A 451-nucleotide genomic window follows, 5' to 3' on the forward strand; every position below is an offset into this window, starting at 1 on the left:
TGCTGAGCAGTTACCCGCAATCTACGTAAAGGGATTCGTGGCTGACGTGAATTCATCGCTCGTGGAGCAACTCCTGAACATTACGCTGGCTGAGCGGGAAGCGGTGGGAGGGCCATAAGGCGTACCCAATCACACTCAGCGGAACACGGTGTCGGTGGGGCTACCGGTCAGTCACAGCTCAGGACCCTGTCAGCGCTAACTTGCCTGAACCCTTTGAGGGGACGTGGAAGGTCATTAATTAAGAGTGACGGTTCCACCAGGAGCGCAACCAGCCTCGAAACGGGGTGTATTGTCCCCCGAGTGTTTTGCGAACCTGGCTGTCCGTATGGCGGGCGATGGCCAGCACTTTCTTGTTGAACACATCTGCACGAACGTTGGAAGATGGCCGGGTGTCCAGTTGCCGCAGTTCCTGCTGTTCGGCCGTGGCGATTCCGGCCAGGGCACGGCGCTG

The 451-nt window shown here is 58.5% G+C and carries 2 pseudogenes; both read right to left on the reverse strand.

Annotated elements, in window-relative coordinates:
- Positions 1–55: 55 nt before the first annotated feature.
- Positions 56–139, reverse strand: a pseudogene (locus QZ269_RS13345) (IS6 family transposase); the annotation flags it as partial.
- A 99-nt stretch (positions 140–238) separates the two neighbouring features.
- Positions 239–451 (reverse strand): annotated as a pseudogene (locus QZ269_RS13350) (hypothetical protein); the annotation flags it as partial.

Origin of the sequence: Deinococcus sp. (genome assembly GCF_018260405.1) — a bacterium.
Lineage (GTDB): Bacteria > Deinococcota > Deinococci > Deinococcales > Deinococcaceae > Deinococcus.